26 protein-coding genes are annotated in these 23,286 nt (G+C 22.6%); 9 read left to right on the top strand and 17 right to left on the bottom strand.

All coding sequences use genetic code 11. The features are described from left to right. The first annotated feature begins 3 nt into the window (after positions 1-3). The 9 genes from ligA to xerS all read left to right on the top strand — a co-directional run bounded on the left by ligA (position 4) and on the right by xerS (position 10,813). Positions 4-2,094, top strand: coding sequence for an NAD-dependent DNA ligase LigA (ligA, locus tag HMPREF1871_RS01850; protein ID WP_066129273.1), 2,091 nt, complete (start codon positions 4-6; stop codon positions 2,092-2,094). Beyond that, a complete protein-coding gene (locus HMPREF1871_RS01845; RefSeq protein WP_066129270.1) occupies positions 2,084-2,377 on the top strand; it encodes a DUF1049 domain-containing protein in 294 nt (97 codons plus the stop codon). The genes ligA and HMPREF1871_RS01845 overlap by 11 nt, the downstream gene beginning before the upstream one ends. Next, a complete protein-coding gene (gene recJ / locus HMPREF1871_RS01840; protein ID WP_066129267.1) occupies positions 2,377-4,629 on the top strand; it encodes a single-stranded-DNA-specific exonuclease RecJ in 2,253 nt (750 codons plus the stop codon). Before HMPREF1871_RS01845 ends, recJ begins: the two co-directional genes overlap by 1 nt. A gap of 54 nt (positions 4,630-4,683) precedes the next feature. Then, complete coding sequence (locus tag HMPREF1871_RS01835; protein ID WP_066129264.1) at positions 4,684-5,196, top strand: adenine phosphoribosyltransferase; 513 nt, start codon at positions 4,684-4,686, stop codon at positions 5,194-5,196. A gap of 12 nt (positions 5,197-5,208) precedes the next feature. Then, a complete protein-coding gene (locus HMPREF1871_RS01830) occupies positions 5,209-8,070 on the top strand; it encodes an insulinase family protein (RefSeq protein ID WP_066129261.1) in 2,862 nt (953 codons plus the stop codon). A 9-nt stretch (positions 8,071-8,079) separates the two neighbouring features. Next, complete coding sequence (gene trmB / locus HMPREF1871_RS01825; protein ID WP_066129258.1) at positions 8,080-8,715, top strand: tRNA (guanosine(46)-N7)-methyltransferase TrmB; 636 nt, start codon at positions 8,080-8,082, stop codon at positions 8,713-8,715. Between the two features lie 62 nt (positions 8,716-8,777). Beyond that, a complete protein-coding gene (efp, locus tag HMPREF1871_RS01820) occupies positions 8,778-9,335 on the top strand; it encodes an elongation factor P (RefSeq protein WP_066129255.1) in 558 nt (185 codons plus the stop codon). Between the two features lie 94 nt (positions 9,336-9,429). Next, on the top strand, positions 9,430-9,618 hold the full coding sequence (gene rpmB, locus HMPREF1871_RS01815; RefSeq protein ID WP_066129252.1) for a 50S ribosomal protein L28: 189 nt from the start codon (positions 9,430-9,432) through the stop codon (positions 9,616-9,618). A 145-nt stretch (positions 9,619-9,763) separates the two neighbouring features. After that, positions 9,764-10,813 (top strand): tyrosine recombinase XerS, encoded by a 1,050-nt coding sequence (gene xerS, locus HMPREF1871_RS01810; protein ID WP_066129248.1) that lies wholly within the window; start codon positions 9,764-9,766, stop codon positions 10,811-10,813. A 110-nt stretch (positions 10,814-10,923) separates the two neighbouring features. On the opposite strand, the gene pgsA is transcribed toward xerS, so the two are convergent. The 17 genes from pgsA to relB form a co-directional block, all read right to left on the bottom strand. Further along, positions 10,924-11,499, bottom strand: coding sequence for a CDP-diacylglycerol--glycerol-3-phosphate 3-phosphatidyltransferase (gene pgsA, locus HMPREF1871_RS01805; protein WP_066129245.1), 576 nt, complete (start codon positions 11,497-11,499; stop codon positions 10,924-10,926). A gap of 102 nt (positions 11,500-11,601) precedes the next feature. Further along, complete coding sequence (locus HMPREF1871_RS06440; protein WP_066129459.1) at positions 11,602-13,680, bottom strand: DNA translocase FtsK; 2,079 nt, start codon at positions 13,678-13,680, stop codon at positions 11,602-11,604. 172 nt (positions 13,681-13,852) lie between these two features. Further along, entirely contained in the window at positions 13,853-14,056 is a 204-nt protein-coding gene (locus tag HMPREF1871_RS01795) for a ferredoxin (protein WP_066129243.1), read from the bottom strand. Further along, complete coding sequence (rdgB, locus tag HMPREF1871_RS01790; RefSeq protein WP_066129240.1) at positions 14,053-14,628, bottom strand: RdgB/HAM1 family non-canonical purine NTP pyrophosphatase; 576 nt, start codon at positions 14,626-14,628, stop codon at positions 14,053-14,055. The genes HMPREF1871_RS01795 and rdgB overlap by 4 nt, the downstream gene beginning before the upstream one ends. 11 nt (positions 14,629-14,639) lie before the next feature. Next, the gene (gene murI / locus HMPREF1871_RS01785; RefSeq protein ID WP_066129237.1) at positions 14,640-15,440 is read right to left on the bottom strand and encodes a glutamate racemase; all 801 of its coding nucleotides are present in this window, start codon (positions 15,438-15,440) and stop codon (positions 14,640-14,642) included. Between the two features lie 13 nt (positions 15,441-15,453). After that, a complete protein-coding gene (recO, locus tag HMPREF1871_RS01780; RefSeq protein WP_066129234.1) occupies positions 15,454-16,188 on the bottom strand; it encodes a DNA repair protein RecO in 735 nt (244 codons plus the stop codon). After that, positions 16,172-17,077, bottom strand: a complete 906-nt coding sequence (era, locus tag HMPREF1871_RS01775) for a GTPase Era (RefSeq protein ID WP_066129231.1) — start codon at positions 17,075-17,077, stop codon at positions 16,172-16,174. Before era ends, recO begins: the two co-directional genes overlap by 17 nt. Positions 17,078-17,086: 9 nt before the next feature. Further along, positions 17,087-17,557, bottom strand: coding sequence for an rRNA maturation RNase YbeY (gene ybeY / locus HMPREF1871_RS01770; RefSeq protein ID WP_066129228.1), 471 nt, complete (start codon positions 17,555-17,557; stop codon positions 17,087-17,089). A 14-nt stretch (positions 17,558-17,571) separates the two neighbouring features. Further along, entirely contained in the window at positions 17,572-19,224 is a 1,653-nt protein-coding gene (locus HMPREF1871_RS01765; RefSeq protein ID WP_066129225.1) for a formate--tetrahydrofolate ligase, read from the bottom strand. Positions 19,225-19,243: 19 nt separating this feature from the next. Continuing rightward, complete coding sequence (gene trmL / locus HMPREF1871_RS01760) at positions 19,244-19,714, bottom strand: tRNA (uridine(34)/cytosine(34)/5-carboxymethylaminomethyluridine(34)-2'-O)-methyltransferase TrmL (protein ID WP_066129222.1); 471 nt, start codon at positions 19,712-19,714, stop codon at positions 19,244-19,246. A 9-nt stretch (positions 19,715-19,723) separates the two neighbouring features. Beyond that, on the bottom strand, positions 19,724-21,076 hold the full coding sequence (gene ffh / locus HMPREF1871_RS01755; RefSeq protein WP_066129220.1) for a signal recognition particle protein: 1,353 nt from the start codon (positions 21,074-21,076) through the stop codon (positions 19,724-19,726). Positions 21,077-21,085: 9 nt separating this feature from the next. Further along, positions 21,086-21,409, bottom strand: a complete 324-nt coding sequence (gene ylxM, locus HMPREF1871_RS01750) for a YlxM family DNA-binding protein (protein WP_066129218.1) — start codon at positions 21,407-21,409, stop codon at positions 21,086-21,088. 345 nt (positions 21,410-21,754) lie between these two features. Next, positions 21,755-22,072: a hypothetical protein gene (locus tag HMPREF1871_RS01745; protein WP_066129215.1), complete on the bottom strand. Its 318-nt coding sequence runs from the start codon at positions 22,070-22,072 to the stop codon at positions 21,755-21,757. A 294-nt stretch (positions 22,073-22,366) separates the two neighbouring features. Then, the gene (locus HMPREF1871_RS06255) at positions 22,367-22,558 is read right to left on the bottom strand and encodes a hypothetical protein (RefSeq protein WP_066129212.1); all 192 of its coding nucleotides are present in this window, start codon (positions 22,556-22,558) and stop codon (positions 22,367-22,369) included. 14 nt (positions 22,559-22,572) lie between these two features. Next, complete coding sequence (locus HMPREF1871_RS01735) at positions 22,573-22,761, bottom strand: DUF6290 family protein (protein WP_066129209.1); 189 nt, start codon at positions 22,759-22,761, stop codon at positions 22,573-22,575. A 14-nt stretch (positions 22,762-22,775) separates the two neighbouring features. After that, positions 22,776-22,955 (bottom strand): type II toxin-antitoxin system RelE family toxin, encoded by a 180-nt coding sequence (locus tag HMPREF1871_RS06435; protein WP_083505612.1) that lies wholly within the window; start codon positions 22,953-22,955, stop codon positions 22,776-22,778. Positions 22,956-23,043: 88 nt separating this feature from the next. Further along, positions 23,044-23,265 (bottom strand): type II toxin-antitoxin system RelB family antitoxin, encoded by a 222-nt coding sequence (relB, locus tag HMPREF1871_RS01730; RefSeq protein WP_066129207.1) that lies wholly within the window; start codon positions 23,263-23,265, stop codon positions 23,044-23,046. Positions 23,266-23,286 lie beyond the last annotated feature (21 nt).

The raw sequence follows: 23,286 nt of genomic DNA, 5'->3' as shown, positions 1-23,286 counted from the left end.
TTTATGATAAATAAAAAAATAAAATTTGAAATTGAAAATTTAGTAAAAGTTTTAAATGAATATTCTTACCAATATTATGTAGAAGATAACCCTAAAATAAGTGACACAAAATACGATATACTATATAAAAGATTAGAAAAATTAGAAAAAGATAATCCCGAATTAATAAAAAGAAACTCTCCCACTCAAAGGGTAGGGGATAAAATTTTAAACAAATTCAGAAAAGCTAAACATACAGTACCAATGCTAAGTTTATCTAATACATTTTCTAAAGAAGATTTATTAAAATTTGATAAAAAAATTAAAAAAAATTTAAATATAAATAACATTGAATATATATGCGAATTAAAAATAGATGGTCTTGCCGTTAGCATAAAATATAAAGATGGTATTCTCTATGAGGCCTCAACTAGAGGTGATGGCAAAATTGGAGAAATAATTACCGAAAATATATCTACAATATTTTCTCTTCCAAAAGAATTAAATAGAAAAGAAAATATAGAAGTAAGAGGAGAAGTATATCTACCTAAAAAATCATTTGAACTTTTAAATGAAGAAATAAAAAATAATAATAAAAAAATTGAAATAGAAAATGAAAAAATAGAAAAAGAAAATAAAATTAAAAAACTTAAAAATTTAAATTTAATTAATAAAATAAAACTTCAACCACTTTTTGCTAACCCTAGAAATGCAGCAAGTGGTTCTATAAGACAATTAGATTCAAAAATATCATCTCAAAGAAAATTATCTATTTTTATATATAATGTTATAGATAGTAACCAAAAAACGCAAGAAGAAAATTTAATTTATGCTAAAAAACTAGGACTTCCTATTAATTCTAATTATAAAATTTTTAAAAATATTAATGATGTATTAAATTATATAGACTATTGGGAAAATAATAAACAAAATTTAACATATGATATTGATGGAATAGTTATTAAGATTAATGATATAAAATTACAAGATATGTTAGGTAATACTATTAAATCTCCAAAATGGGCCACATCATATAAATTTCCAGAGCAAGAACTAGTAACAAAATTAGTAGATATTACATACAGTGTAGGAAGGACAGGAATGATAACTCCTGTAGCGATATTAGAGCCTATTGAAATATCAGGAAGTACAATTACAAAAGCATCACTTCATAATAAAGATGTTATGGAAAAACTGGATATTAGAATAGGAGATACAGTTATTGTAAAAAAAGCAGCTGAAATTATTCCAAAAGTAGTAAAAGTAATGAAGGAATTTAGAAATAAAAACTCTAAAACACTAGTATTTCCTATTAAGTGTCCCTCTTGTGGACAAATGTTAAAAAAAGATGAAGACACCTCATTTATTTTTTGTACTAATAATAAATGCAAACAAAAAAACATAAAAAAAATTATTCATTTTTCTTCTAAAAATGCTATGAATATAGAAGGATTAGGTGATAAACAAGTAGAACTTCTTTTTTCAAATAATATAATAAAAACAGTAGTAGATTTATATAAAATAAAAAAAGAAGATCTGTTAAAAATAGATAGAATGGGAGAAAAATTAGCAACTAAAATATTAGACTCTATAGAAAAATCAAAAATCTCTTCTTTAGACAAAGTTATATATTCTCTAGGAATCCCTAATGTAGGAGAAAAATCTTCGAAAACTCTTTCAGAAAAATATAAAAATCTACAAAATTTTATAAATTGCAGATTTGAAGAATTAAAAAATTTAGATGATTTTGGTGATATTATGTCAAATTCAATAGTTAATTTTTTACATCAAGAAGAGAATTTAAATTTAATTACAGATTTAATTAAATTAGGTATTAATCCTGAATATAAAGATAATAATATTAAAAATTCTATATTTTATAAAAAAGAAGTAGTTTTTACAGGAAAATTATCTCTAATAACTAGAAATAAAGCAAAAAGTGCGTTAGAAAAAATAGGTGCTAGAGTATCATCGTCGGTGAATAATAAAACCGATTATATAATATACGGTGAAAAACCAGGAACTAAATTAGAAAAGGCAAAATTAATGAAAATAAATATAATTTCAGAGCAAGAATTTTATAAAATATTATCGGAGATAAATAATGAAAAATAATAAATTAGCATATAAAATTTTTATTTTAGTTTTAATTATTGTATCATTTATAACATTTTTAATAATGAATTATAATCCTGTTCAAGTTACATTTATATTTTTTTCGGCCAAAATTCCACTAACGTTATTATTTTTTATATTTTTTTTTATAGGAGCATTATTTGTTAATTTTTTTTGGAATAATAAATATAAAATTTTGAAGCAAAAATTAGAAAGAACAGAAAAATTATTATTTAAAAAAGAAAATATATATACAGAGAGTCAAAAAGAGGAAAATAAATAATGGGTTTAAGATATGAATGGAATATAAAAGAACACTCTAAAGAAATAATAAAAGAATTAATTGAAAATTATAATTTAACTGAAGTACAGTCTAAAATTTTCTTATCAAGAAACATATCTAAAATAAATGATATAAAGGAATATTTAATTAATGATTATGATGAAGGATTTGATCCATTTTTATTAAGTGATATGAAAAAATCTAAAGATAGGATATATTCTGCTATAGAAAAAGAAGAGAAGATTTTAATATATGGTGATTATGATGCTGATGGAATTACATCAACAGTATTATTATTGGAAACTCTTTCCTCACTAGGAGCAAATGTAACAACCTATATACCTAATAGATTTTCAGAAGGATATGGCCCTAATAAACTAGCTTTTGAAAAAATCATAAAATCAGGCGTATCTTTAATTATAACAGTTGATAATGGAATAGCTGCTATAGATGAAGTTGAATTCGCTAATTCATTAGGGTGCGATGTGATTATTACTGATCACCATCAAATTCAAAATAAAATGCCAAATGCTTTTTCTATAATTCATCCAGAACACCCTAATTTTAAATATCCATTTAAAAAATTAGCTGGAGTTGGCGTAGCATTTAAGCTTGCTCATGCACTTTTAGAAATATTTCCAGACTTTTTATTAGATTTGGTAGCAATAGGTACTATATCTGATTTAGTTCCTATGGAGTCTGAAAATAGATTATTTGTAAAAAATGGACTTAAATTAATTAATGAAAATACTAGAATTGGGATAAAACATTTATTAAATATATCAAATTTTAATGGAAAAATAGATGAAAAAACTATTTCATTTATTATAGCTCCAAGAATAAATGCTATAGGTAGATTGTCATCAGCAAAAGAAGGAATATTATTATTCACAGAAGAAAATGAAAAAAAAGCTTACAGTATTGCTGAAAAGATTAATGAATTAAATATAGAAAGAAAAAATATAACAAAAGATATATTAATAGATGTTGAAAAAAAAATTAATAATAATAAAAATAATTTATTAATTATATATGGAGAAAATTATCATGAAGGAGTTTTAGGTATTGTTGCATCAAATATAGTAGAAAAATATAATAAACCAGCATTAATAATTAATAAAAAAGGTGAAATTCTTAAAGGTTCTGCTAGAAGCACAAATAATTTTAATATATATGAGGCAATGGAAAAAATAAAAAATTTATTTTCAGCATTTGGTGGACACAATATGGCTGCTGGTTTTACAACAAATATAGAAAATATAGCAACAATAGAAAAAGAATTAAATGAATCCTATAATAATTTTTTAAAAAAATCAAATAAAAAAACGATAAAAAATATTGACTTTAAAATATCATTAGAGAATATTAGTTATCAATTATTAGGAGAATTAGAAAAAATCAAACCATTTGGTATGAACTTTGAAGAACCTATTATTTTACTAGAAAATGTAAATGTTATAGAAAAAATAAAATTTGGAGAAAATAATCAATATTTAAAAATTATAATAAAAAATAAAAATCAAAAATTTGAATGTGTTAGTTTCAAAAATAATGATATTTTTGATGATATAAAAGAAGGAGACATCATATCTATAATTTTTAATTTAGAAAAAAATAATTTTTATGGTAAAACAAAATTACAATTTTCTCTGATTGATATAGAAAAAAAAGATTTTATTTTTGCTGATTATAGAGATGAAAACATAGAATTAAATTTATTAGATATAAATGAATTAAAATTGTCAAATTATTACAATGATGAAAAAAATAATTTTTTTAAATATGATCAAATAGAAAAACTTAATCATGATGAGTATAAAATAATAAATATTATTGACATTCCTCATGACAAAGAAATTATTTATAATATCTTAAAATTAAAACCTAAAAAAATTAAATTACTTTTTAGTAAAAATTTAAATAAAAAATATATTTTAGATAAGAATAAACTAATAAAATTATTTAATATCGCATATAATCAAAAAAGTATATTATTAGAAAAAGAATTTTTAAATAAATTATTAAAAATATTAAAAATAGACATATCTAACTTAAAAATTATGATAAAAATTCTTTTAGAACTAGATTTAATTTCATATGAAAATAATAAAATTAAAATTAATCAAAATTATAAAAATATAAAACTTGAAAAATCACAAACTTATATGAAAATAAACAAAATAATAGAATCAGAGAATTTTTTTACTAGAAATAATATAGAAAGTATAAATAACGAATTTTGTCAAAAGTAAAAAATATAGTATAATTTAAAAGTCGAATAATTATAATTTATATAGGAGAATATTATGAATTTAGAAAAATATGTATCAATAGTTGAAGATTGGCCTAAAAAGGGTATTAGTTTTAAGGATATAACAACATTAATGGCAAATGGGGAAGCATATAAATATGCAACAAATAAAATTGTAGAATATGCTAAAGAAAAAAAAATTGATGTTGTAGTTGGCCCGGAGGCTAGAGGTTTTATAATTGGTTGCCCAGTTGCTTATTCTTTAGGGATAGGATTTATTCCGGTAAGAAAACCTAATAAATTACCAAGAGAAGTAATAAGTTATAAATATGATTTAGAGTATGGTAGTAATACACTAACAATTCATAAAGATTCAATTAAAAAAGGACAAAGAGTTTTAATAACAGATGATTTACTTGCTACTGGTGGAACAATAGAAGCTACTATAAAATTAGTAGAACAGTTAGGTGGAATTGTTGCAGGGATTGCGTTTTTAATTGAATTAAAAGAATTAAATGGCTATGAAAAACTAAAAAACTATGATATTCTAACTTTATTAACAATGTAATGGAGTGTGATTATGAGTTTTGAGTTAGTAGAAAAAAGATATTTAAAAGATATAAATACTACTTCATATAAATATGTACACCTTAAAACAAAAGCTGAATTATTGTTTTTTAAAAATGATGATGAAAATAAAAGTTTTAGTATATCTTTTAAAACAATACCTAAAAATGATAAAGGAATTTTTCATATAATAGAACATTCTGTTCTTTGTGGTTCTAAAAAATACCCATTAAAAGAACCTTTTTTAGAATTATTAAAAGGTTCTTTTAATACTTTTTTAAATGCAATGACATTCCCAGATAAAACAGTTTATCCTGTTTCTTCTAAGGATGAAAATGACTTAAAAGTGTTAATGGATATATATTTAGATGCTGTTTTCAATCCTAATTTATTAGAAAACAATAAAATTTTTATGCAAGAAGGATGGCATTATCATTTAGAAAATTTAGAAGATGAGATATCCTATAAAGGTGTTGTTTATAACGAAATGAGGGGTGTTTATGATTCTATAGATGAATTAATAGATATAAATATATCAAAAAACCTATATAAAAATTCTCCTTACATGTATTCTTATGGAGGAGACCCTAGAAAAATAGTAAATTTAGAATATAAAGAATTAGTAGATGAATACCTAAATTGTTATCATCCTAGTAATGCTTATATTTTTTTATATGGAAATCTAAATATAAATTCTTTTTTAAAAATTATTGATGAATATTTATCTGAATATAATTTTAAAAATTACTCTAATTATGTATTAAACAAACAAGATAATTTTAATAAAAATATAGTTACAGTAAATTATCCAAATAGCGAATTGCTAGATAAAAATTATTTCACAGCAAGTTATTTAATAGATACAAATGAAAATATAAATTTATTATCATCAATTGAAATAATTAACGAACTACTTTTAGGAAATTCTGATTCCTCATTTAAAAATTATTTTATTGAAAATAACATATGTGAAGATGTTTACGGGTATTTACAAAAAGATAGATTAGAAGTTTCTTATTCTATAGTGTTTAAAAATGTAAAAGATAAATATATTGATAAAATTGATAAAATATATGATAAAAAATTAAATAATGAAATAAAAAATGGATTTAATAAAAGACATATAAAATCCATTATAAGAAATTTTGTATTTGACATAAAAGATGAAATTAATAAAAGTAGTGAGCCTAAAGGAGTTAATTACGCTATATTTTTATTAAGAAACTGGATACACAAAAAAGATCCATTACAAGTGTTTGACTTTGAATCCATTATAAATAATTTGAAAGATAATTTTATTAATAATAATTATGAAAATATAGCTACAAAGTTTATTTTACAAAATGAAAAAAAATCACTAATAAAAGCTATTCCTCAAAAAAATAATATTAGTTATACAAAAGCTTTTTTTGAAGATTTTGATGAAAATATAAAAAAAGGTATAATGAAAAAAACTTCTGATTTTATAAAATGGCAAAATAAAGAAAATAGTGCTGAAGACCTTCAAAAAATAAAAGCTGTTGATTCTAAAAAAGTTTTAATAAAAAATCCTATTAAACCCTTAATATTTAAAAATATCAACGGCATTAGACACACTAATTATCAGGTTTTCACAAACGATATTATTTATTATAAATTTATATTTGATATAAGTGATTTTTCTGAAAAAGAGTTAAAATATGCTTCACTCATATCATATATATTATTTAATAATAATACTAAAAATAAATCAAAACTTGAAAATAATATAGATATAAATTCCTTTTTAGGAGGAGTTGATACATTTATAAATGTATTTAGAAATTCTAAAAACAATGATTTAAAAATAAAATTCATACTATCTGCAAAAAATTTAAATATATATATGAAAGAATCTTCAAAAATTATAAAAGAAAACCTTATAAATTATGATTTTTCCAAAAAAGATAACATTAAAAATATCTTAGTAGAATTAAAACTATATTTAGATAATAAATTTAAAGAAAATGCTCATTTATTTACTTTACAAAGATTATCAAGTTATATGTCAAAGGCTAATTATATTAAAGAAATTATAAATGGTTTTAATTTTTATATTTTTATAAAAGATTTATTAAAAAATATTAATGTTAATTATAATGATATATCAGAAAACTTAATTAACACTATGAAAAAAATATTGAATAAAGAAGATTTACTAACAATTTCTACATGTTCTGAATATGATGATAAATTATTTTTAGATAATATAAGTAATATTACCAATTTTATAAAAAGTGAGAGAAAATATAAACAATCAAATATTTTATTTAATACGAAATCTAATAAATATTCAGAAGCTTTTTATTTTAATACTAATGTACAATATGTATCTTTAGCTTCAAATATTAAATGCAATTATAATGGTAAATTATTAGTTCTAAGTAATATCATAAATTTTGATTATTTGTGGAATAAGATCAGAATTAAAGGTGGAGCATATGGAACTGGTTTTAGTATTAATAGATATAATGAAATTTATTTTTGGTCATATAGAGATCCAAATTTAACTAAAACTATAGATATTTATAAAGATATAAGTAAATTTATAGAAAATTTAAGTATATCTGATACAGATTTGAATAAATTTAAAATAGGTGCATTAAATACATTTAATCAATTAATGTCGCCAAATGAAAAATCATCAATATCTTTAAAATATTATTTATCAGACATTGATATAAAAGAATTTGATAAAATTATTACAGAAATAAAAAATACAAAAATAGAAGAGTTAAAATCACTAAAAAGTTTATTTGAAAACATAAAAGAAAAAAACCATATATGCGTAGTTTCTTCCAAAAAAAATATTGAGGAAAACCAAAAAATTTTTAGTGATACCATAAAATTAGAATAGTGAGGATATATGAGAGTAAGAAATAACCCAAAGTCTAAAACTAGATTAATGAATTCTAACTTAGTATTAGTAGATCCAAGAGAAAAAAATAATAATTGGAATGATATTTTTAAAAATTCTAATCCTATTCATTTAGAAATAGGTTCTGGAAAAGGAAAATTCATTATTGATATGGCTAAAAAATTTCCTAGAATAAATTTTATTGCATTAGAAACACAAGCTACAATATTGTGTAGTTTATTGGATAAATTAGAAAACACTTCTATAGAAAATATTAGATTAATCTGGGGAAATGCTAATTATATAACTGAATATTTTGATAAACAAGAAATAGAAAAAATATATTTAAATTTTTCAGACCCATGGCCTAAAAAAAGACATGAAAAAAGAAGATTAACATCATTATCTTTTATAGATAAATATCTTATTATATTAGGAAAAAATAATCTTATAGAACAAAAAACAGACAACATTAATTTATTCGAATATAGTTTAAAAAATTTTACAAAAAAGAATTTTTCAATAACTGAAATTTCTCTTGATTTGGAGAATAGTGATTTGAAAAATAATAATATTAAAACTGAATATGAAGATAAATTTACAAAAAAAGGAAATATAATTTATTATGCAAAATATGAGCGATAAAAAAATTTGATTTTTTTTATTAATTTTTTTATAATAAAATAAATAAATAAAAGGAGAAAAAAATGATTTCTGTAAATGATTTTAAAACAGGTGTTACAATAGAAGTAGATGGTAACATCTGGAAAGTATTAGAATTTCAACATGTTAAACCAGGTAAAGGAGCTGCATTTGTAAGATCCAAATTAAGAAATTTGCGTACTGGGGCAGTAAATGATAAAACTTTCAGAGCTGGAGAAAAAGTATCTAAAGCATTAATAACTAATGAAAAAATGTCTTATCTTTACTCATCAGGTGATTCGTTTGTTTTTATGAATAATACTACTTATGAACAAATAGAAATACCTAGAAGTCATATTGAATATGAATTAAACTTCTTAAAAGAGAATATGGAAGTATCTGTATTGATGTATGGTTCTGAAATTTTAGGTGTCGATCTCCCTTCATCAGTAGAACTGCTTGTTACTGAAACAGAACCAGGAGTTAAAGGAGATACTGCTACTGGAGCAACAAAATTAGCAACGTTAGAAACTGGTTATTCCCTTCAAGTTCCACTATTTATAAAAGAGGGAGACAAATTGATAATAAACACTGCAGAAGGTCATTATATTTCAAGAGCTTAAATAAAATAGTTGAAATTTTATTTATTCTATATTATAATATGTCTTGTGTATGTAGTAAATGTTATGAATATACATTCTAAAGGAGGAATAATTCATGGCAAAAGTTTGTTACGTAACTGGGCGTAAAGTTCGCTCTGGAAATGCTCGTTCTCATGCAATGAACGCTACAAAAAGAACATTTAAAGCTAATTTACAAAAAGTAAAAATATTAGTAGATGGCAAACCAAAAAAAGTTTGGGTTTCTACTCGTGCTTTAAAATCTGGGAAAGTAGAAAGAGTATAATACAATACTAACTTTAAACTATCTAAGTAAATCTTAGGTAGTTTTTTACTTTTTTATAAATAAATGTTATAATAGATATAACTATTCGCATAATACATATTATATGAATAATTATATTTCTAAACTTATGAGGTTTTAATTTAAAATGAATCAAAAAGATTATTATAAAAAAATAATAAATAAGAAAATAGAAAATTTTCCTTATTTCATAGAAGATTATTTCGATACTTACTATGATATTCTTTCTCCGCTAACATTAAACAGATATTTAGAAAGTTATGATACATTTCTATCTTGGATAATAAAAGAAAATTTAACTAAAGCAAACATAATAAAAGATATAAAAATTGATGATTTAGAAAATATTTCAAAAAAAGATATGGAATTTTATTTTAAATTTTTATCTAGAGAAGAAATAAATAATAAATACAGATCAAAATCTACTATAAACAATTATAAAGCTGCTATGAGATCTCTGTTTAAATTTTTATCAGTTACAAGCGAAGATAAATTTGGAAAATCATATTTAAATAAAAATGTTATGCTCAAAATCCCAATTAATAGAATAAAAGAAACACTTTCTTCAAGATCAAAAAAAATTTCAAAAAATATCTTTTTTGATTCAGAAGATAAAAAATTTTTACATTATGTAGAATTTGATTATGAAAAAACCTTAACAAAACATCAAAAAATATTTTTTTCAAAAAATAAGGATAGGGATATTGCTATTCTTACACTCTTTTTAAAAAGTGGAATCCGTGTTAGTGAATTATCTAATCTAAAAATAAAAGATGTTGATTTAAAAAATAATGAAATTAATGTTATTAGAAAAGGAAATAAAGAAGATTCTGTTATTATTACTCAATCAGCCATTAATAAAATAAAAGCTTATTTAAATAATTCTACTGTTACATTAGAAAGAGATGATTTTTTATTTGTATCAAATAAAAATAAAAGACAACTTTCTATTAGGGCGATACAAAAATTAGTTATTAAATATACAGAAAGCTATAATGTTCCTATGTCTCCACATAAATTAAGACATAGTTATGGGACTAAATTGGCATTAAAAACAAACGGAAATATTCCTATAATAATGACTCAAATGGGTCATTCTAATAGCGATACATCTATGTTATATATAAATGAGTCTAAAAAAATTATTAAAAAAAATATAGAAAAACTTGACGATTAAAGATTTCTTTTACTATTTATTATTACTAAAAATAAAAATACTTTGATATAAATTGTTATCAAAGTATTTTTATTTACATTTACAAAATATTATATTTTATTTTATATAAATTATTTAAATACATAAATTGCATTTTTAAAATATTCCAATCCAGAAATAATTGTTAATATAAGAGATAACCACAAAACTATCCTATCAAATGGAATACTATAATAATTAAATATTGGATTCCCTAATAATATAAATATTATTGCTAATAATTGCATTACAGTTTTTAATTTACCTAGTATACCTGCTGCAATAACTTCTCCTTGTTCTAAAGCCAACATTCTCAACCCAGTTACAGCAAATTCCCTTGTTATTACACATACTACAAACCAACTTGGAATTAAATTAAGTTCAATCATAACTATAAAGGCACTACATACCAATAATTTGTCTGCCAATGGATCTAAAAATTTTCCAATATTTGTTACTAAATTATATTTTCTAGCTAAATATCCATCTAAAAAATCAGTAATTGCAGCTATTATAAATATAATTGTAGCCATAAATATATTTGTATCAATCTTTCTACTTCCTAGCAGAACAATTTCTCCTGAAAAGTTATATAATAATAAAAATATAAATATAGGAATCAATATAATTCTTAAAATCGTTATTTTATTTGGTAGATGTCTATCCATAAAAATATCCTTATCACAAATTTTATTTTAAATATATATCATATATACTATACATTAAAATTATAACATATTTTAATTTTCACAACAATAAACAGAAATAAACTAATTATTATTTTCTAAAAATTCAGGTTCTAAAAAAACTTTTCTAGGTTTATTACCTTCAGAAGGTCCTATATAGCCATCTTCTTCCAAATAGTCTATTATTCTTGCTGCTCGATTATATCCTATTTTAAATCTTCGTTGCAATAAAGATGCAGACGCTTTTTGCGTTTTAGCTATAAATTGTAAAACTTCTTGATATATAGGATCAGTATCAGTAGCAACATTTTCTTTATTTTTACTTTCTGAAATACTCATATTAGGATCATATTCAGCAATATATTGATTTTTAATAAATTCAACTATTTTTTCTACTTCTTGATCTGATAAATAAGCTCCTTGAACTCTTTGTGCTTTTATAGAATCGGAAGATTGAAATAACATATCTCCTTTTCCTAGTAACATTTCTGCACCTGATTTATCTAGGATTGTTCTAGAATCTACATTAGAACTTACAGAAAATGCTATTCTTGAAGGTATGTTAGATTTTATTACTCCAGTTATAACATCTACTGATGGTCTTTGTGTAGCTATTATTAAATGAATACCTGCAGCTCTTGCCATTTGAGTTATTCTAACTATAGACTCTTCTACTTCTTTAGAAGCTACCATCATCAAATCTGCTAATTCGTCTATTATTACAACTATGTAAGGTAATTTTTTATATTCATTGTCTTCTAAAGCTATTTTATTATAGCTATCAATATTTCTTACTCTAGCTATTGAAAATTCCTTGTACCTTCTTTCCATTTCTAAAACTACTTTAAAAAGTACTTCTGCAGCTTTAACTGGATTCGTAACTACTGGAGTCATTAGATGAGGTATTCCGTCATAAACAGATAATTCCACCATTTTAGGATCTATCAATATTAATTTAACCTGATCTGGTTTATTCTTCATAAGTATACTAGAAATAATAGTATTAATACAAACAGATTTTCCACTTCCTGTAGATCCCGCAACTAATAAATGAGGCATTTTATCTAATCTTGCAAATATGGGATCTCCTGAAACATTTTTACCTAATGATACAGATAAAGGAGAAGTATCTGTATTTTTCAAAATTATTTCTTTTAAAGTTACTATTTTTGTTTTTTCATTAGGTATTTCTACACCTATTAAGGATTTTCCAGGAATGGGAGCTTCTATTCTTACGTCTTTTGCAGCTAAATTTAGTGCAATATCATTACTTAAATTTATAATTTTACTTACTTTTGTTCCAGGATTTGGCAATATCTGGAATTGTGTTATTGTTGGCCCTACAACAGCTTTTACTATTTTTATATTAACTCCAAAATTTTCCAGTGTTTTTTTTAAAATTTTGGATTTTTTTAAAATCTCATCTTTTGATACAACATTTGTATCTGTAGCATCATTTAATAAAGATATAGGTGGAAATTTATAATTTATATAACTATTATTGTTTTTATCTTTATTACTATCTAAATAATCTGTATCATTATGATGCAAATCTAAATTATCATAATTAGTAGCTAATTTATTAGGTGATTTTTTTTCATTATAAATAGAATTTTCATTCATAGTTATTTCTAAATCATCTATACTATTTTCAATTTGTTTATTTTTTTTATATTTGTTATTTACTGTATCGTTATTTATTACATCTATAATCTCATCATTTTTTTCCTTATTTTTATTAGATTTATTTATTAATAATTTTTCTATAAATAACGTAACTTTATCAGGATATATTATATTTGCATATAAAATAATATCTACTAATATTGATGAGATAATAATTATTATTGTCCCATAAAAAGAAAGTAAATTAGATAACATCATAACGGGATAATATGATATTACTCCTCCCCCCAAAAAAGAATTATAGTTTTCTTTTACTAAATTATAATTCAGTAAATTATAATTTGAAGTTTTTATATAAATCAATTGAAATAATATACACGTAAATATAATAAATAAAAATAAGTGAATTTTACCTTTTAGTTTTATATTGAAAATTAATAATATTAGAAAAATAAATAACATAATGTATATTATGTAAGCCGTGCTACCTATTAGATATTTCAGCACATTATCAATTATTTGACCTATAATACCCATTCTTAATAAAGATATTAAAGTTATAATAATAGAAAAGAAAACAATTATTAAATCATACAATTTTTTATTTTCTTTTTTAAAATTTAAGATAATATCAAAAATATTAATTTTATTTTTTCTTTTTTTATTATTTTTTTTACTTATTTTTTTCTTTACCAAAATAAACTCCTTTTTATTTAGAATTAGATATTTTAATTGCATTTACAGGGCATGAAGAATATGATTTTAATATTTTCTTTTCAAATTTTTTATATTTAATATCAGTACTAATTTTACAATATGGTACACCTTCGTAGTCACAATCAAATATCTCTGGACATAATGAATAACAATTTCCACATAGTATACATTCATCTTTACAAATTTTTATTTTCATAAATTGTTCTCCAAATATTGTTTCAATTTATCAAGTGCTTTTCTTCTATGACTTATTTCATTTTTTTCAATATCTTTCATCTCAGCAAATGTTTTTTTATATTTTTCAACAAAAAAAATCGGATCATATCCAAATCCATATTTTCCTTTTTTTTCTAATATTATTTTTCCTTTACATTCCCCTATAAAAGTTTCATGATTGCCATTTGTAAAAACTATTGTAATAGCAGATATAAATTTAGCAGAAGATTCTTTCCCATTCAATTTCTTTAATACTTTTTCTATATTAGCATCATCTGTTCCTTCATTCGAGTATCTTGCAGAAAAGACTCCCGGTTCTCCATTTAACAAACTTATACATAATCCACTGTCATCAGCTATTGTATTTTTAGAGCAATACTTAGATACAATAGTTGCCTTTTTTAATGAATTACCCTCAAATGTGTTTTCATCTTCTAATATTGAATTACAAAAATTAATATCCTTTAATGATAAAATTTTATAATCTTTTAAAATATTTCTTATTTCTTTTAATTTGTGTTCGTTATTTGTTGCAACAACTAATTCTTTCATATACTACCCCACTATAAATCTATTTTATTTATCTCTAAATTTTTATGTAAAATATCACTAGCTATATTTTTAAAATTATTATTTTCTTTTGTTACAAAAATTTTAGATTTAGAATTATTAAAAAAATTTTTATTATTCATAGTATCTATTTTTAATATGTCTTTTATTTCGCTTATAAGTCCATCTCCAGAAAAAATTATTTTTTTATTACCACCATAATAATTTTCAATTGCATTTTTTAATATCTTAAAATGTGTACAACCTAATATAATGGTATCGAAATCTAATTTTTTTGTTTCTTCTAATTCATCAAATAAAATTTTATTTAGTTTATTTTTATTAATATATTCTTTATTTTCAATAAAATCTACAAATGGTTGACATGCCTTACTATAAATAATCATAGACTCATCTATTTTTTTTAATTCATTTTCATATATTTTAGATTTAATAGTAAAATTTGTTCCTAATATTAAAATCCTTTTGGTTTTTGATATAATTGAGGCATCTTTTACACCCGATTTTATCACACCTAGTATTGGAATATCATAATTATTTTTTACTATGTCTAATGCTGCTGCTGTTGCCGTATTACAAGCTATTATTATGATTTTGGCATTATTTTTTATGAAAAATTCTACAGCATTTTTAGTATATTGAATAATTTGACTTTTTGTTTTATTACCATATGGACAATTTTTTAAATCTCCTAAATAATAAAAATACTCATTAGGAAAATTATTCATTAACTCAATAGTGATATTTAGTCCGCCTACTCCACTATCAAAAACTCCTATTGGTCTACCAATCATTTTTATATTCCTTTCATATAGATTTTAAAAAGTTTTCTAATTCTAATATTTTTTTATATGATTTAAGATTAATACCTGAATATTCTAAAAGAATGATATTTATAAATTTATATATTATAAGTAGTTCATTATTATTTAATTTAATATTTTTTATCGTGTTATATTCACTAGTAAATATCAAATAAATATATTTTACTAATTTATCATTAATTTCGTAAAAAGATAAAGAATCATTTTTTTGATCTAAAAACATATTATGTATAAAAGAATACCCTATATAAAAATTTTTTGTTTTTTTATATTTAAATGTAAAATTATCTTTCTTCAAAAATTGTAATATAAAAAAAATACTAGCTAAAATAGGATTTATCTTATTTTGATTTACATCATTTAGTATATTACAAAATAATATATACATTTCTTTATTTGAATTTTTAAAATAAAATATAAGTTCTATAATGTTTTCAATATATATATATTTGTTTATATCATAATTAATATCATTATAATGTTTAATAGGTTCTAGTTTAAATATTTTTTTTAATCCTATGTTATTATAAAAAAAAATATTTATAAATACTGGTATATTTATATTTATTTTTTTATTATCTTTATAAAAGTTTTTATAGAAAAAACTTTCAATTTTACCATTTTCTGTAAATACATTTATTATTTCATGATAATCTTTATATTTTATTTTTTTTATTACAATTCCTGAAATAAATGAATGTTTACGAGAATATATCATCTCTATAACCTAATTCTCTTATATTATATGAACTATTACGCCATTCTTTTATAACTTTAACCCACAACTCTAAAAAAATCTTTTCTTGTAATAATTCTTCAATATCTTTTCTGGCTAATTTACCTATTTTTTTTATTAAATTTCCTTGTTTTCCGATTATAATTCCTTTTTGAGATTTTCTTTCCACTACTATGGTAGCCATAATATGTTTTTTATAATTATCTTCTTTCTCTATCTTATCTATCACTACTGATACTGAATGTGGTATTTCTTCCGATGTTAATAATAAAACTTTTTCTCTTATAAACTCAGATATTAAAAAATATTCAGGAGAATCCGTTATTATATCATCTGGATACATTTTAATACTTTCTGGTAAATATTTTTTTGTTAAATTTATTAATTTATTAACATTTATTGATTTCAATGCAGATATTGGTATTATCTCTTTAAAATCATAAAGTTTTTTATAAAAATCAATAATTTTAAATATATCGTCTTTTTTTATTAAATCTATTTTATTTAATATTAAAAAAGTAGGAACGTTTAATTTTTTTACAATATTTATGATTCTTTGATCTCCAGAACCAAATTTTTCATCAGCACTTATTATTAAATATATTATTTCAGATTCACTTAATGCTCCATTTGCTAATTTCATCATATAATCACCCAATTTATGCTTTGGTTTATGGATGCCTGGAGTATCTATAAATACTATCTGAGAATTTTCATCAGTATATATTCCATTTATTATGTTTCTTGTTGTTTGGGGCTTATTAGACATAATTGCAATTTTTTGTTCTAATATATTATTAAGAAGTGTGGATTTACCGGCATTTGGTCTACCTATAAGTGTTATAAAACCTGTTTTTATAGTATTATCCATGAGTTTCTCCTATCTTTTAAGCCCAAAAATATCTAATATTTCTTTTTGCTTTCCAAACATAATTTTTTCTTCTTCAGGTAATTCATGATCATAGCCTAAAAGATGTAGAAAACCATGTACTGCAAGAAAACCTACTTCTCTTTCAAATGAATGATTATACTCAAGAGCTTGTTTTTTTGCAATATCTACACATATTAATATATCTCCTATATAATTTTTTTCATCTCCTCCTATAATTTTAAGTTCTCCATCAATTTCATCATTAAGTGCAAAAGATATAACATCTGTAGGCCTATCTATATTTCTATACTCTTTGTTAATTTTATGTATTGTTTTAATATCTACAAACGATAAAGAAAGTTCTGTTAACTTAGTATCTATTTTTTCATAATCTGCTGCTACTTTTAATAATTCTTGTACCATTATTTTTAAAGAATTATCCATTAATAAATCATCATCAATAATTTCAACAAATCCCACAGTTTTTCTCCTTTTTAAAATATATTTATTATGTTTCCATTTTTATCAATATCTATTTTTTGCATATTTGGTTCTTCTGAAAGTCCAGGCATAGTTAATATTTTATTTGTATATGCAACTATGAAGCCTGCTCCAGCTTTTAATTTCACGTCTGTTATTTTTACTGAAAAATTTCGTGGTCTACCTTTTAATTCTTTATTATCTGATAATGAAAGTGGAGTTTTAGCCATACATATAGGCAATTTAGAAAAGCCTAATTTCTCTATTTTTTTTATTTCTTTTAAGGCTTCTTCAGTATAATTAACATTATTAGCTCCGTATATTTCAGTACAAATTATTTTTATTTTTTCAAATATAGATAAATTATTTTCATATAATAATTTAAAATTTTCTTTGTTATTTTTTATTATATTTATTAATTTATTTGCTAAATCTATTGCACCTTTTCCGCCTTTTGAAAAGACTTCTGTTTTAGAGTAAATTACATTATTATCTATAGCCCACTTATCTATTATTTCTAGTTCAAGATTTGTATCAGATTCAAATATATTAAGAGATACTAAAACAGGAAGATTAAATTTTTTCATATTTTCTATATGTTTTTCTAAATTTTGTATACCTTTTTTTAAGGCATTAATATTTTCTTCATTCAATTCATTATAAGATGCTCCACCATGTAATTTTAATGCTCTTACAGTCGCTACAAGAACAACAGCTTCTGGTCTTAAATCTGCTTTTCTGCATTTTATATTAAAGAATTTTTCAGCACCTAAATCAGCCCCAAACCCTGCTTCTGTTACAACATATTCAGAACATTTCAGTGCAGTTTTTGTTGCTATGACAGAATTACAACCATGTGCTATATTAGCAAAAGGGCCACCATGTATTATTGCAGGATTATTTTCTAAAGTTTGAACTAAATTAGGATTTATCGCATCTTTTAAAATAGCGGTTATTGCACCTTCTATTTTTAAATCTTTTATATATATCGGATTGTCATTTATGTCATAAGCAACTAATATATTAGAAATTTTTTCTTTTAAATCTAGTAAATTCTCTGATAAACATAAAATTGCCATTAGTTCACTTGCTACTGTGATATCAAAATGGTCTTCTCTTTGAATACCATTATTTTTTGTAGCCACTTCTATATGTCTTAAAGATCTATCATTAATATCCAAAACTCTATTAAAAATAATTTTCTTAATATTTAACTTATTACCTTGAAAAATATGATTATCTAAATATGCAGAAATTACGTTATTAGCAGTTGTTATTGCATGCATATCTCCAGTAAAATGTAAATTTATATCTTCCATTGGTACAACTTGAGAATATCCTCCTCCACATGCTCCACCTTTTTTCCCTAATACAGGACCAAGTGAGGGTTCTCTTAATACCACACATGATTTTTTCCCTATCATATTCAAAGCATCTGATAATCCAATTGTAACTGTAGTTTTCCCTTCTCCTGATGGAGTTGGATTTATTGCAGATACTAATATCAAATTAGATTTTTTCTGATTATTCTTTAAATTTTCATATTTTATTTTTGCCTTATAATTTCCATAGATTTCAAGGTTATTTTCATTTATATCTAATTTTTTCGCTATATTTTTTATATTTTCTTTTGTTGCCTTTTGTGAAATAATGTAATCTTTACTCATTTTACCTCCTTTAAATATATTATAAATTTTTAAAATTTTGTTGTCTTAAAATTTCATATAATACGATAGCCACTGTATTAGATAAATTTAACGATCTTACGTTTTTACTCATAGGTATTTTTAAGCATTTATCTATATTATTTAACCTGAAATTTTCAGGTAATCCTTTGGTCTCTCTACCAAATATTACATATATATCTTCATTAATTTTATCTTTAAAATTTTCTTCATAATATAATTTATTACCAAATTTAGTAATTAAAAAATAATTTTTTGAATTAGTTTTTTGCAAAAAATCTTCAAAAGAATCCCATATAATTAAATCAAGATTTTTCCAATAATCAAGACCTGCTCTTTTTAAATGCTTGTCATCTAATAAAAAACCTAATGGTTTTATCAAATGTAATCTTGTTGAAGTCCCTACACAAGTTCTTGAAATGTTACCTGTATTAGATGGTATTTCTGGTTGAAATAGTACTATATTAATCATTTATATTGTCTAAAAAGGAAAATTTTTAGAAAATAATTTTCCTAATCCTTTCATTTTATTTTTATTGTCAAACATATTACCAAATTTTTTCATGACTTTCTTCATTTCATTAAATTGTTTTATTAGTCTATGAACTTCAGAAATCGGTCTTCCACTTCCTAAAGAAATTCTTTTTCTTCTTGAAATATTTAAAATATCAGGATTTTCTCTTTCCTTTTTAGTCATAGATTTAATAATTGCTTCTATATAAACAAACTGCTTTTCATCAATTTTGCTAACATCAAAGCCCTTTAATTTGCTCATACCAGGAAGCATTCCTATAATATCTTTTATAGACCCCATTTTTTTTACTTGCCCTATCTGCTTCAAAAAATCGTCAAATGTAAAAGTTTGTTTTAACATTTTTTCTTGAATCTTTTTAGATTCTTCTTTATCTATTGTACTTTGTACCTTTTCTATTAATGATATTACATCGCCCATTCCTAGTATTCTTGATGCCATTCTATCAGGATAAAAATATTCTAAATCATTCATTTTTTCCCCTAATCCTACTAATTTGATAGATTTATTTGTTACTGATTTTATTGATAATGCTGCTCCACCTCTGGCATCACCATCTAATTTAGTTAGAACCAATCCAGATATATTTAATTGATCGTCAAATGATTTAGCAATATTAGCTGCTTCTTGACCTATCATAGAATCTACAACCAATAATATTTCATTAGGGTTAGAAACAGACTTTATCATTTTTAATTCATTCATCAACTTTTCATCAATGTTAAGTCTTCCGGCTGTGTCTATAATTATATAATTATGATTATTCTCTTTAGCATAAATTAAGCTCTTTTTTACTATCTCAACAGGTGTTTTTTCACAATAAAAAACAGGTATATTTAATTGCTTCCCTAATAATTGTAATTGTTGAACAGCAGCTGGTCTATATGTATCAGCTGCTACTAATAACGGATTTTTATGATGTTTTTTCTTTATTTTAAGTGCTAATTTTGCTGCTGTTGTTGTTTTTCCTGCTCCTTGCAAACCAATCATCATCACTACTGTTATTTTTTTCCCCTCGGATAATTTTGCTGATTCTCCTCCTAATAATGAAACTAATTCTTCGTTAACTATTTTTATTATTTGTTGTGCAGGAGTTAAGGATTTCATAACTTCTGTTCCAACAGCTCTTTCGCTTACTTTTTTTATAAAGCTTTTAACTACCTTAAAATTAACATCAGCTTCTAATAATGCCAATCTTATTTCTCTCATCATTTGTTTAACATCATTTTCTGAAACTTTCCCTTTTCCTGTTATTTTTGAAATAGTATCTTGTAATTTTTTAGATAATCCCTCAAATGCCATTTTATTCTCCTAATTTTCTAATTTAATTAATTCTTCAATCATATTTGAAATTTTTTCATCATTATTAATATTTTCTATTTTTTTATATAACTTATTTCTTTTATCACTTTGTTCAATTAAAGACAATTTTTTTTCATAATTTTCTAATTCTAATATACTTCTTTTTATATTATTCGAAACTGCTTGTTTTGATATATTAAAATTTTCTGAAATTTCTGTAAGAGATAAATCATTGAAAAAATAACTTTCAATATATTTTTTTTGTTTTTCTTTTAACAATTCTGAGTAAAAATCATATAATTTGGTTATTTTTAAAATTTTATTTATTTCCAAAATATTCTCCTTAAAAAGTATTTATATATTATTTTATCACATTGAGTTTAAACTATAAAGCATAAAAAATTATATCAATATATTAACTCATATTTAGATATTTAATAATAAATTATTATATATAATACTGACTATTCAAAAAAACTCATATCTCTTAAAAAGCTTATATAACAAGGTTTTTAATTTTTAAATAATCCATAAAAACCCAGTAAATAAAAAGTAACGTTACATAAACGTTACATAAAATTAAAAATCAATAAAAAACATTTTAATGTTAAGCTTATAATTAAGATTATTAGAAAACTTAAAAACACTGCAAGGTAGGTTTTATAGTTACTTTTGTTTTCAAATGGAAAGATTAAATATTTTTTGGTCATATTCGTCCATTTCTTCTTTCCATTTTTTTATGTTTTTTACGGTTTTTTTGTCTATATCTCCTCCTATAAATTCATCTGATACGAACACTCCGTCCCTACTTGCTTTTTTTTGACTTTTCACTAGGTTTATATATGATGTTGTTTCTATATATTCCAATTCTTTTCGTACTTTATCTTCTTCATAGATTTCTGCGTTGACTGTTATTGCTAATTCAAACGATAAATTCGTTAAGTTTTTTATTAATTTATCATTTAATGATTTTGGAAAATGTTTTATATATAACACTTGTGCGTATTCTTCATTTATTTTTAGGAAGTTTTCTTTTATTTCTATTCTTGACGGTGCTATAAATGATTTTGCTCCTATTTTACTTTGTTTTATGTCTTCGTATGTGTAGCTAAAGTTACTATTTCTATTTAGTATTTCATCAAATAGTTTTAGTCTTTCTACTCCGTTTAATTTTTTTAATGATATGTCAATCCCGTTAAAAAAACACTACTTGCGTGTGCTTTTGAGTATGAAAAAAGAGTAACTTTTGTTACTCTCTTTTGTTTTATTTAGTTGCCTTTTTTTGGTGTATTACGCTATCCACACTCCATCACAACCTACTTTGTATCCGTCTTGTGTTGTTGTGTTTGTAAGCATTGCTCCGTTTTCTCCTAGGTAATAATTACCTATCCAGATACTAGCTACCATATATCCAGACTCGTTAAAATAGTACCAACTTCCGTGAATATTACTTGATACATTTATATTCCCAATATTTTCCACACTTTTTCATGAGTTTACTTTTTATCAGTTTTTGTATTTTCTATTTCTTTTAAAAGTTCTTGTTCATCTAAATCTTCTTCATCTTCTATTTGTTCAAATACTGCTTTTCTTATATATTCTTCTAAAGTTTCTTTTTGTTCTTTAGCGTATTTTTCTACAAATTTCTTTTCTTCTTTTGAAAAGTTTATTTTTATTTCTTCCATATTCTTCCCACTTTTTATTTATAGATATTTTTTCTGTGTCCAAATTCTAATGCTAAAATTATTAATTCTTTGTCTTTTATTTCACAGATTAGTCTGTAATTTCCTATTCTATATCTCCATTGTCCTATTCTATTATAAGATAATGCTTTCCCTTTTTCTCTAGGATTTATACAGTTTTGTAAATTTTTATCTATCTAATTATATATATTTTTTTGAAGTTGTTTATCTGCTTTTTTAAAATCTTTTAGAACTGTTTTTGAATATATTAGTGTGTACATTCTTTTATAGTCCTAATAATATTTTCATTTCATTGTGAGAATATGTAGTTTTATCTTTTTCATATTCTTTTTTTGCTCGTTGATAAGCTTTTTTATCTTCTTCATCTTCTATTTGTTCAAATACTGCTTTTTTTATATATTCTGCTAAAGTTTCTTTTTGCTGTTCAGCGTATTTTTCTACAAATTTTTTTTCTTCTTTTGAAAAGTTTATTTTTACTTCTTCCATATTCTCTCCCCCTTTTTATTT

The sequence above is a fragment of the Gemelliphila asaccharolytica genome (assembly GCF_001553005.1).
In the GTDB taxonomy this organism is placed as follows: Bacteria; Bacillota; Bacilli; order Staphylococcales; family Gemellaceae; genus Gemelliphila; species Gemelliphila asaccharolytica.
Note: the sequence above shows the minus strand (reverse complement) of the source record. Positions and strands in the feature narration are given on the sequence as shown.

What these genes read in the sequence shown, in the direction of transcription:
- ligA (WP_066129273.1), top strand. Translation starts at nt 4, where the DNA reads ATGATAAATAAAAAAATAAAATTTGAAATTGAAAATTTAGTAAAAGTT.
- HMPREF1871_RS01845 (WP_066129270.1), top strand. Translation starts at nt 2,084, where the DNA reads ATGAAAAATAATAAATTAGCATATAAAATTTTTATTTTAGTTTTAATT.
- recJ (WP_066129267.1), top strand. Translation starts at nt 2,377, where the DNA reads ATGGGTTTAAGATATGAATGGAATATAAAAGAACACTCTAAAGAAATA.
- HMPREF1871_RS01835 (WP_066129264.1), top strand. Translation starts at nt 4,684, where the DNA reads ATGAATTTAGAAAAATATGTATCAATAGTTGAAGATTGGCCTAAAAAG.
- HMPREF1871_RS01830 (WP_066129261.1), top strand. Translation starts at nt 5,209, where the DNA reads ATGAGTTTTGAGTTAGTAGAAAAAAGATATTTAAAAGATATAAATACT.
- trmB (WP_066129258.1), top strand. Translation starts at nt 8,080, where the DNA reads ATGAGAGTAAGAAATAACCCAAAGTCTAAAACTAGATTAATGAATTCT.
- efp (WP_066129255.1), top strand. Translation starts at nt 8,778, where the DNA reads ATGATTTCTGTAAATGATTTTAAAACAGGTGTTACAATAGAAGTAGAT.
- rpmB (WP_066129252.1), top strand. Translation starts at nt 9,430, where the DNA reads ATGGCAAAAGTTTGTTACGTAACTGGGCGTAAAGTTCGCTCTGGAAAT.
- xerS (WP_066129248.1), top strand. Translation starts at nt 9,764, where the DNA reads ATGAATCAAAAAGATTATTATAAAAAAATAATAAATAAGAAAATAGAA.
- pgsA (WP_066129245.1), bottom strand. Translation starts at nt 11,499, where the DNA reads ATGGATAGACATCTACCAAATAAAATAACGATTTTAAGAATTATATTG.
- HMPREF1871_RS06440 (WP_066129459.1), bottom strand. Translation starts at nt 13,680, where the DNA reads ATGGGTATTATAGGTCAAATAATTGATAATGTGCTGAAATATCTAATA.
- HMPREF1871_RS01795 (WP_066129243.1), bottom strand. Translation starts at nt 14,056, where the DNA reads ATGAAAATAAAAATTTGTAAAGATGAATGTATACTATGTGGAAATTGT.
- rdgB (WP_066129240.1), bottom strand. Translation starts at nt 14,628, where the DNA reads ATGAAAGAATTAGTTGTTGCAACAAATAACGAACACAAATTAAAAGAA.
- murI (WP_066129237.1), bottom strand. Translation starts at nt 15,440, where the DNA reads ATGATTGGTAGACCAATAGGAGTTTTTGATAGTGGAGTAGGCGGACTA.
- recO (WP_066129234.1), bottom strand. Translation starts at nt 16,188, where the DNA reads ATGATATATTCTCGTAAACATTCATTTATTTCAGGAATTGTAATAAAA.
- era (WP_066129231.1), bottom strand. Translation starts at nt 17,077, where the DNA reads ATGGATAATACTATAAAAACAGGTTTTATAACACTTATAGGTAGACCA.
- HMPREF1871_RS01765 (WP_066129225.1), bottom strand. Translation starts at nt 19,224, where the DNA reads ATGAGTAAAGATTACATTATTTCACAAAAGGCAACAAAAGAAAATATA.
- trmL (WP_066129222.1), bottom strand. Translation starts at nt 19,714, where the DNA reads ATGATTAATATAGTACTATTTCAACCAGAAATACCATCTAATACAGGT.
- ffh (WP_066129220.1), bottom strand. Translation starts at nt 21,076, where the DNA reads ATGGCATTTGAGGGATTATCTAAAAAATTACAAGATACTATTTCAAAA.
- HMPREF1871_RS01735 (WP_066129209.1), bottom strand. Translation starts at nt 22,761, where the DNA reads ATGGAAGAAATAAAAATAAACTTTTCAAAAGAAGAAAAGAAATTTGTA.
- relB (WP_066129207.1), bottom strand. Translation starts at nt 23,265, where the DNA reads ATGGAAGAAGTAAAAATAAACTTTTCAAAAGAAGAAAAAAAATTTGTA.